This window comes from Lysinibacillus sp., assembly GCF_032093475.1.
Classification (GTDB): domain Bacteria; phylum Bacillota; class Bacilli; order Bacillales_A; family Planococcaceae; genus Lysinibacillus; species Lysinibacillus irui.
This window is the reverse complement of record NZ_DAMDAY010000032.1, coordinates 1-9,731: the sequence shown is the minus strand read 5'-3', so window position 1 is coordinate 9,731 and position 9,731 is coordinate 1. Positions and strand designations below refer to the sequence as shown.

Genomic DNA, 9,731 nt, shown 5'->3' with positions numbered 1-9,731 from the left:
CTCAAGCCGAAAATAGTTACTTTTGTGCAATGATCATGATTGCTTTTGGATTAGATGATCACCTTTTTCTTCAGGCTATAGAACTGCTATAATGATAGACAGAGGTGATGAACATGCATATTGTGATGACGGAAGGCATACCCTATGCTTGGTTGGAGCAACTACAGGAAGTCCATGCGCATGTCTTTGACGGCGATTATTTGCCACTCGAAAAGCTAGAAAAGAAAGAAGGTCTTCTTTGTCTATTAGCAGTTGAAAATGACACTTTAATTGGCTTTAAACTAGGCTATCCACATCCAGATAATGTATTTTATAGTTGGTTGGGTGGCGTTCATGAAACGAAACGAGGGCTGGGGATTGCAAGTGAATTAATGAAACAACAGCACGCACATATCAAAACATTAGGCTTTCAGAAAGTTCGTACATATGGCAGAAATGCATTCAAAGCAATGCTTATCGCCAACCTCAAACATGGGTTTGATATCGTGTCCACATTTGTTGACGAGAAAGGCAGACATAAAATTATATTAGAAAAACCACTTTAAGGAGTTCGAAACATGAAAGCATATTTAGCAAATGGATTATTTTCGTTAGGAGATCGTTTAGTCAACGAGCAGCTAGCTGCAGCTATTCGTGAGGCAGTGCCAGGCATCGCTTTATACGTACCACAGGAGAACGATGCCATTAATGATAAGTCTGCCTATGCAGATAGTTTGGCAATTGCGCAAGCTGATTTAGAGATGTTAGAAAAGAGTGATGTATTAATCGCTGTATTAGATGGGGTTGAAATTGACTCAGGGGTAGCCGCTGAAATTGGTGCGTTTGCTATGCTCAATCGTCCTATTGTTGGTGTACTGACAGATGTTCGTCAGCAAGGGCGAGATAATATGAAAAAAATCGAGGCACTTGTCCGAGATGGACTAGAAAATCAGTTTGTTTACCGTAATTTATTTGTTATTGGTTTAATTAAACGTAATGGAATCATTACATCTTCCATTCAAGAGACGGTGGAAGCAGTACAAAAATTGTCAAACAAGGAGGCATAATCATGTTATTAGCTACATCAGATATTGTCGCAGGCAAAGACATTATCGAAACATTAGGCTTAGTGAAAGGAAATTCTGTTCAATCCCGAAACATTGGTCGTGACATGATAGCTGGACTTCGTAATATTGTGGGTGGCGAGATGAAAGAATATGCTGAAATGCTCGTTCGTTCTCGTGAAATCGCCACACAAGCCATGGAGGAGGAAGCACGACAATTGGGCGCAAATGCAATAGTTGGGGTTCGTTATGCAACTTCATCTGTCATGGATGGTACATCAGAAGTGTTAGTGTACGGAACAGCTGTAAAATTAAGATAATGGGTGTGAGGACTTTAATGCATTTTATTAAAGTCCTTTTTTATAGCTATTATTAGCTAATTAATTGTAAAATTTTAGTTAATTATGTCAAGAATAACGTTTATTTCGTTCTTTGAATGGTGTTTTATTGTAGGAGGCGTATAGTACCAATAAGATATAGAAATATCTAGAATTGATAGAAGGAAGAAAGAGTGGGATATATGGTGGATTCACAGCAAAGCAAAGGCTATCGGGTTCTGTCGATGTTTAATCGACTAATGGATGGCCATGGGATCAACAAGAAGCAGGAAGCATTAACACATCAGGTTGGTGAAAAAACCATACAACGAGACATCGATCAAATACGAGCATATATTGCCAAGGCGAAGCTCGATTGCCATTTGCAATATGCGCGTTCAGAAAAGGTGTACAAGCTAATCCATACAAATAACAACCGTTTATCGAAAGAGCAAGTATTGACGATTATTAAAATTTTGATAGCATCTAAGGCGCTTGTAAAATCAGAGTTGAGTACTATTATTGAAAAGCTTGCTTCCAATGTGCAGGCAAATAAACGGGAACAAATGGTTTTAAATGAAAATCATTTTGATGTAGATACATATCGTAAACAATCTCTCATTCCACTAATTTGGCGTATTTCAGAAGCCATATCCAAAAAAATAATCATTCAAATCGATTATCTTCATGAGGATGACATAACCCCAACGGAAATAATGTTACAGCCTCTTACTATTATCTTTTCAGAGTATGACTTTTACTTAATTGCTTATGACTATCATTCCAAAAAGGATGTACCCATTGCCTATCGAATGGATCACATTCAAGATAGTCGTGAACTAACGAATAAATTTTACAAGCCATTTACTGACCATTTTCAAGTGGAAGAACTTCACAAGCGCAAGCCGTTTATGGATGCGGGTGAACTTTTACCTATTCGATTTCTCTACAAAGGAAAATCACCTAAGACCATCTTCAATCGATTACCCTCAGCTAAATTACTTTCACAAAACGATAGCGAATACTTTTTCGAGGCAGAGGTATTTGGAATAGGCATCAAAATGTGGCTGCTGAGTCAAGGTGCGACTATCGAGGTATTAGAGCCAATTGAGCTAAGAGAAGAGATTATTGCAACAATCCAAGCTATACAGCAAAATTATCGTTGTATTTGAAAACCCGTGCTTAAGTGCACGGGTTTTTCTATTTCTGAAAATGCTGCTCAATGAATGTCATATCAAAATCCTGGGTAAGTTTGTAATCTTTCATGTAGTTTTCTTCATATAAATAAACAAATAAATGCTTGTCATCATCTAAACGTAAGCCAATTTCTCTGTCATTATTAGTTGATAAAGTTATCCAATAAGCTTCCTTGAAATCGGATTTAGCAAACCATATTTTTTTTAACGGCAGGTCTTTAAATGGCTCCATCATCTGATTGATTTTGGCTGTATCTGTCAAAGTGATTGTTTTTTCATCTGAAGAACGAATAATTTCAATTTCATGAATTTCCTCTAGATCGAGACGCTCTGTTACCTCTGTTGTAAAATCTGTGTCCCTTGTTAACAGCATTGTCGAGATATACAGAATAAGTAGTGGGAGTAAAATGCCTAGTAGTAGTTTGTATCGTTTTTTCATGCTCGTCTCCTTAAATTCTAAAAATTCACACATATGTATTCTTTTCCACGCTATAATTGAGCATATACTGAAATGATAAAGGAAGGCAATCAAATGACATATAATTATGAAGAAAAAGAATTATTTTATCCAGATGGTACAATCATGTATCGAGGTGGCGTCAAAAAAAACGATTTTGGTCACGATATTTATGATGGCAAAGGCACACTATTTGATCAAGAAGGCCAACCATTATACGAGGGTGAATTCATCAATCATATGAAGCAAGGCAATGGAATCATGTATTTAAAAGGACAACTCATTTATCAAGGTGAATTTATTCAAAATAAAAAACAAGGTAATGGTATTTTGTATAAAGATGGTCAAATTCATTATGAAGGCCATTTTCGTAATGATTTAATGGATGGCTATGGCATTTTATATTATGAAGAAGATGTAATTGCACCGTATCAAGAACTACGATCAATGTATCCACATTTAAATCAACCACAATATGAGGGTGATTTTGTCCATGGTATGAAAAAAGGAAAAGGCAAGCAATATTATCCGACCGGATTTTTACAGTACGAGGGTGATTTTATTTGGCATCATATGCAGGGAGCTGGGAAATTATATTATCCTGCAGAGTCTCCAACAGGAGAGGAGCTTGACCGTGGAGTGACTACACTCTATTATGAAGGTTATTTCTTTGAGGATCTGAAGCATGGCAAAGGAAAGGTCTATTCTAGAGAAGGTGTACTGGAAGCGGAAGGACATTTTAAAGAGGATGCAATGACGGGTCATGGAACGCTTTATTATGATAATGGACAGGCTTCTTATATTGGAGATCTTGTGCAGGGGAAAAAACATGGACGAGGCGATTATTATAATGAAGAGGGCAAAATTATTTATAGCGGAGAATTTATAAATGACGAACGATTACGTATTACGCCCGAAATTGAACAGGAAATTAACAAACTTCAAAAGCAATTGGATGGTCTTGTAGGTCTTCCAAATGCAAAGAAAGAATTACATAATTTAATTAACTTTATTAAAATTCAAAGCTTACGTGTAGACCATGGTTTAACAAGCTTTCCTATTACCTACCACCTTGTTTTCACAGGTAATCCAGGCACAGGCAAAACAACAGTGGCACGTATTATTGGGCAAATTTATAAGCATTTAGGCGTATTATCGAGTGGACATTTTGTTGAAACAGACCGTGCAGGGTTAGTTGCAGGATATGTTGGACAGACAGCCCTAAAGGTTCAGGAGGTCGTCAATAAAGCAAAGGGGGGTGTCTTGTTTATTGATGAGGCTTATTCATTGATTAATGATAAACAGGATGCATTTGGTAAGGAAGCAATTGATAGTTTATTAAAAGCTATGGAGGATTTACGAGATGACTTAGTCATTATTGTTGCTGGCTACACAGCGCTTATGGAGGAATTTTTACAATCAAATCCAGGCTTTAAATCACGCTTTAATCATTTTGTGCAGTTTGATAATTTTAGTACGGATGAGCTCTATGATATTTTTGCTATGCTTTGTCAAACAAATGATTACCAATTTGGGGCAGCATTTGCCCAGCGTATGAAAGCTCAACTCCACCAAATACCTATTGAAACGATTCCTAATTTTTCTAATGGACGTTATATCCGAAACTTGTTTGAAAAACTAGTAACGATCCAATCCAATCGATTGATACAGCAAGCAATGATTACAAAGGAAGAACTGATGACCTTTGAGGAGCAAGATATTATACAAGGTATTTCAGAAAATTTATTTGATAATACTTTTTAAAGCAAGGAGTAGAAGAATGAAAAAGCTAATTGCAATTATTTTAGTGTGTGCATGTATTTTACCGCGTGTCATGACGATTAATTTTACAATCAATAATAATATTAATGTCCGTCATAAGAAAGAGAGTTGATAGTCAATGAATAAAATGGTAATATAATACAAAACATACGCTAACGTATTTTTTTCGGGGGTTCATATGCAAGTAACAAAAGATGACTGGATTAAGGCGGGCCTACAACAATTAGCAGAAGACGGCATCCATAAGGTACGCATCGAGGCATTAGCTCGGTCGTTAAAAATTAGCAAAGGTAGCTTTTATCATTATTTCCGTGATCATCAGCAGCTATTAGATGCCATGCTTGACTATTGGGAAACACATGCAACAAATGCCATCATTCAAAGTATGGAGCAGGAGGATGCAACTTTAGAACAGCTGTTACGCATAAGCTTTCATAAAGATAAAAAGATAGAAATCGGCATATATGCTTGGGCTAAATATGATGCCAATGTCGCAACACGTATTGTTCAAATTGAGGAACAACGCATTGCCTGTGTAGCAAAGCTCTATCAAAAAAAGGGGATGACGAAAGAGGTCTCCAAAGATCGTGCGAGATTAGCTTATTTAACCTATATAGGCTGGATGACACGATTTGAAGCTAATCCTCATTTTGATTTAGAAAAAATGATTAAACTACTATTACAGTAGAACTGATGTCCCTAGAAAGCAGCAGTATGCTTCTTGGGACTCTATTTATCGCTAAAACATACGATATCGTATGTTTTGAGTGCGAGGGAGGAACCTATTATGTATAGTTTATCAATTATGGCGATTGTCCTTTTATGGATGATTAGTATCATTCATATTTATTGGGCTTTTGGGGGACGATGGGGAATTGGTGCAGTGATTCCAGTCAAAGGAGGGGGACAACAAGCAGTTTTCGTGCCAAGAAAATGGGGAACGCTCTGTGTTGCTACCCTTATACTACTGGCAAGCCTAATTATCCTCATTCAGCAAGGATTTGTGGCGTATTTTCAACCCTCTAGTTTTTCTAAAGTAGGAAGTTCAGTTTGTGCATGTGTATTTATTGCAAGGGCTATTGGTGATTTTAAATATGTTGGGTTTTTTAAAAGCATCAAACATTCACAATTTGCCAAAAACGATACGAGATTTTATAGTCCGTTATGTTTGTTTTTAGGCTTCATTTATCTCGAGCTATTGTTTTAACAGCAATCATCCTCTAACATGAAAGCAAGGGATAGGGGGAAAAATATGCAGCAAAAGATTTATTTACTTCGTCATGGTGAGACGAACTATAATAGAGAAGGAAGATATCAGGGACAGCTCGATTCACCATTAACCGAACTTGGTCGAGAACAGGTTCAACAACATGCACGCATGCTAAAAACGCTAATTGGTGATGCAACCGATTGGAAAATCGCTACAAGTCCACTGGGGAGAGCTATGCAAAGCACTGCCCTGCTTTGTGAAACAATCGGTTATGATGTGAATGATGTGGAACAGGATCATCGCTTGACAGAAGTTGCTGTAGGGCAATGGGCTGGCTTAACCATGGCAGAAATACAGCACACCTGGCCAGACTTGTTAGCCGACACGGATGTTTTTAATTGGTATTTCCGTGCGCCAGGTGGGGAAAGCTACGAAGCTGTAGTAAGCAGGTTAACCTCATGGCTGGAAGATATACAACAATACTCAAAGCTAATTGTTGTCTCACATGGGCTAACTAGTCGGATCTTACGAGGAATTTACGCGGGTCTTCAGAAGGAGGATGCTCTCAAATTAGAAGTTTCTCAAGATATCTTTTTTAAATTAGCTAATAAAAAAATAACAAGAATTTGTTCTAATTTTGAAGATGACTATTATCTATAAAACCTTTTTAATTGCTTTTATTTAGGAAGGAATATTCAGAAATGCCTCTTATTATATTGTGTAGGAGGCGTTTTTTTATGAAAAATTTGGTGTTGCTTTGCTGTATTGGTATCGTGGTGTTCGCTTTGTATTATACAAACAAAACATATGAAAAGGTTCAACTAGAACTGCCATCATTACATAGTCAAAATGCTTTGTTACTCAATACACAAGGCGAAGTATTATTTGAAAAAAATGCTGATGCCATTATTTATCCTGCATCCTTAACAAAGATCATGACAGCCGTAGTGGCAATTGAATTAACGGAAGATCTACAAAAACAGACCATTGTAGAACCGCAAACGATTGCTACCTATACTGCTCAGAATGCCTCAATGGCAGGCTTTCATGCTGGTGATTTTGTGACAATTGAGGATTTATTATATGGCACTTTGCTTGCCTCAGGCGCTGATGCAACGGGAACACTTGCTGAGGCAATTGCAGGCAGTGAGGAAAAATTCGTCACTTATATGAATAACAAAGCACAGGAAATAGGCATGAATGATACCCATTTCGTTAATACAAGTGGTCTACATGACGAGGCACATGTATCAAGCGTTCGGGACATTAGTAAACTGCTACGTTATGCGTTAGAGAACCCTACCTTTTATCACATATTTACTTCAAAAAGCTATACGACCCATGTACCTAATGAGCTAATTATCACAAACTCGTTGTTTACAAAAATGCCTGGTTTAGAAGGACCCATATTAGGCGGAAAAACGGGGTATACACCTGAAGCCGGATTATGTCTCGCGTCCATCATCGAAAAAGAAGGCAAATCATTTCTATTCATAACAACCAATGCCCCAGGCGATGTTCGGACACCACCCCCGCATATTGAAGATGCTTTAACTGCCTACAATGCCCTGTAGATGGGAAATCTATGAAAACATCTCAACTTTTTCATAGCCTGAAACGTCTTAATAGTGCGGGCCGTTCTAGGAGATTCGAAGAAGTTTTAATTAAGGAGAAAAGTGGGCGCTCCAATTAGGTAGTAAAGTGATCATAAAAGTGAAAGAAGCGCTCCAAATAAGGAGAAAAGTGATCATAAAGGAGAAGAAGGCGCTCCAAATAAAGAGTAAAGTGATCATAAAAGTAATGGAGTCGCTCCAATTGGGTAGTAAAGTGATCATAAAAGTGAAGGAAGCGCTCCAATTAGGTAGTAAAGTGATCATAAAAGTGAGTGAAGCACTCCAATTAGAAGTAAAGTGATCATAAAAGTGAAGGAAGCGCTCCAAATAAGGAGAAAAGTGATCATAAAGGAGAAGAAGGCGCTCCAAATAAAGAGTAAAGTGATCATAAAAGTAATGGAGTCGATCCAATTAGATAAAAAGGTGATCATAAAAGTGAAGGAAGCGCTCCAATTAAGGCTCTAAGTGATCATAAAAGTGAAGGAAGCGCTCCAAATTAGGAGTAAAGTGATCATAAAAGTAAGGAAGCGCTCCAATTAAGGATCTAAGTGATCATAAAGGAGAAGAAGGCGCTCCAAATAAGGAGAAAATTGATCATAAAAGTAGTGGAGTCGCTCCAATTAGGTAGTAAAGTGATCATAAAGGAGAAGGAAGCGCTCCGAATAAGGAGAAAAGTGATCATAAAAGAGAGTGAAGGGCTCCAATTAAGGTTCTAAGTGATCATAAAAGTGAAGGAAGCGCTCCAATTAGAAGTAAAGTGATCATAAAAGAGAGTGAAGCGCTCCAATTAAGGTTCTAAGTGATCATAAAAGTGAAGGAGTCGCTCAAATTAGGTAGAAAAGTGATCATAAAAGTGAAGGAAGCGCTCCAATTAAGGATCAAAGTGCTCACCAAAGTGAAAAATGCGCCCCATTCCCGGAGCAAAGCGCTGACCAAAGCAAAGGAGATGCTCCAATCCTTGAGAAAGTCGCTCATCATGATGAAGAAGGCGCTACATTCCCAAAGAAATTCCCCCCACAGGTCCGCCATTCACTCCAAGCGTGACCCGCAAAAGGAGGTGAAATCTTTATATAACGTTTTTTATGCTGTGGTTCGTAGAAAAACGGGAACAAGCAGTGTATAAAGGTTTACAAACGCGCAGATGTGAACGGTCTTATAGAATGGAATCTAGTTGATTATTACTATTTTCTGGCATGAACGATTACTCTATAATTAAAGTTAAATCTTCGTATTTTTTTAGCAAACGACATGGAAAGACATCTAAGGGCGGTGTAGAACAATGAAAAAATTATTACCCTATACTATATTTTTGACGTTTATATTGGCATTATTGATTGGACCATTAACTACCAATGCTGAAGGGTCCGTGGTCATTCAGAAAGTAACCAAGGATACTATCATCTATGAAGAGCCTTCCTCGAATAGTGCAGAAATTGGTGAACTAACGAAGGGAAGCTTTGTTACTGTGCTAGCAGCAAGCAAAGGCTGGACACATATTCAAACGCCAGAGCAGATGGGCTATGTGGCGTCTGATGTTTTAGTCAAGTTGAAGTCTGAGGGTTATGTAGTAATGCAAAAGGGTGGCACGACGTTATTTACAGCGCCAAGGCAAAACGCACAAAAGGTTGGACAGCTATATGAAGGACGCGTGGTTTTTGTATATGGTACAGCACCGGGTGGCTGGTCATTCGTCCAATATGGTGAAGATACAGGCTATGTTGCGACGAACGCTTTAAAAAAACCTGTCCCAACAAAGAAACGAATTAATGCAGTGAATGGTGCTGAATTACGTTTAACAGCTAGCCCAAGTGGAGAGGTCCTTGGTACACTTGCCAATAAAACGACTGTTCAGTATTACATAACACTTGCTGGCTGGTCCTATGTGGAAGTGGGTGACCAAAAGGGGTATGTCAAAGCTTCAGAGCTAGCCAATATTCAACTAACGAATAATAAAGTATATAATAAAGGAATTCCAGCAGCAAAAGGTGCGAAAAAACGTGTAGCTTTAACGTTCGATGATGGGCCTGATGCCAAAGTGACACCACAAATTTTAGCGACTTTAGAAAAATATGATGCGAAGGCTACGTTCTTTATGGTAGGGAAAAATGTCTCA

At 38.0% G+C, this 9,731-nt stretch carries 11 protein-coding genes; 10 read left to right on the top strand and 1 reads right to left on the bottom strand.

Translation table 11 applies throughout. The features are described from left to right. Positions 1-113: 113 nt before the first annotated feature. The 4 genes from RT445_RS09175 (at position 114) to RT445_RS09160 (ending at position 2,532) form a co-directional block, all read left to right on the top strand. Positions 114-545 carry a GNAT family N-acetyltransferase gene (locus RT445_RS09175; protein ID WP_274793371.1) on the top strand — a complete coding sequence of 144 codons (432 nt, stop codon included), beginning with the start codon at positions 114-116 and terminating at the stop codon, positions 543-545. Positions 546-557: 12 nt separating this feature from the next. Then, a complete protein-coding gene (locus tag RT445_RS09170; protein ID WP_274793370.1) occupies positions 558-1,046 on the top strand; it encodes a nucleoside 2-deoxyribosyltransferase in 489 nt (162 codons plus the stop codon). Positions 1,047-1,048: 2 nt separating this feature from the next. Further along, positions 1,049-1,363 carry a YbjQ family protein gene (locus tag RT445_RS09165; RefSeq protein WP_274793369.1) on the top strand — a complete coding sequence of 105 codons (315 nt, stop codon included), beginning with the start codon at positions 1,049-1,051 and terminating at the stop codon, positions 1,361-1,363. Between the two features lie 200 nt (positions 1,364-1,563). Beyond that, positions 1,564-2,532, top strand: a complete 969-nt coding sequence (locus tag RT445_RS09160; RefSeq protein WP_274797340.1) for a helix-turn-helix transcriptional regulator — start codon at positions 1,564-1,566, stop codon at positions 2,530-2,532. 28 nt (positions 2,533-2,560) lie between these two features. Here the strand turns inward: RT445_RS09160 and RT445_RS09155 are convergent, their stop codons facing one another. Next, positions 2,561-2,995: a hypothetical protein gene (locus RT445_RS09155; RefSeq protein ID WP_274793368.1), complete on the bottom strand. Its 435-nt coding sequence runs from the start codon at positions 2,993-2,995 to the stop codon at positions 2,561-2,563. A gap of 93 nt (positions 2,996-3,088) precedes the next feature. Here RT445_RS09155 and RT445_RS09150 point away from each other — a divergent pair, with 93 nt between their 5' ends. The 6 genes from RT445_RS09150 to RT445_RS09125 form a co-directional block, all read left to right on the top strand. After that, on the top strand, positions 3,089-4,777 hold the full coding sequence (locus RT445_RS09150) for an AAA family ATPase (protein ID WP_274793367.1): 1,689 nt from the start codon (positions 3,089-3,091) through the stop codon (positions 4,775-4,777). A 196-nt stretch (positions 4,778-4,973) separates the two neighbouring features. Then, the gene (locus tag RT445_RS09145) at positions 4,974-5,483 is read left to right on the top strand and encodes a TetR/AcrR family transcriptional regulator (protein ID WP_274793366.1); all 510 of its coding nucleotides are present in this window, start codon (positions 4,974-4,976) and stop codon (positions 5,481-5,483) included. Between the two features lie 99 nt (positions 5,484-5,582). Continuing rightward, positions 5,583-6,002: a DUF3995 domain-containing protein gene (locus RT445_RS09140; RefSeq protein WP_396631797.1), complete on the top strand. Its 420-nt coding sequence runs from the start codon at positions 5,583-5,585 to the stop codon at positions 6,000-6,002. Positions 6,003-6,047: 45 nt separating this feature from the next. After that, on the top strand, positions 6,048-6,665 hold the full coding sequence (locus tag RT445_RS09135; protein WP_274793365.1) for a histidine phosphatase family protein: 618 nt from the start codon (positions 6,048-6,050) through the stop codon (positions 6,663-6,665). Positions 6,666-6,742: 77 nt separating this feature from the next. Then, the gene (locus RT445_RS09130) at positions 6,743-7,579 is read left to right on the top strand and encodes a D-alanyl-D-alanine carboxypeptidase family protein (RefSeq protein ID WP_274793364.1); all 837 of its coding nucleotides are present in this window, start codon (positions 6,743-6,745) and stop codon (positions 7,577-7,579) included. Positions 7,580-8,897: 1,318 nt separating this feature from the next. Continuing rightward, positions 8,898-9,731 (top strand): SH3 domain-containing protein (locus RT445_RS09125; protein ID WP_313470441.1); only part of this gene is annotated, 834 nt, incomplete at its 3' end.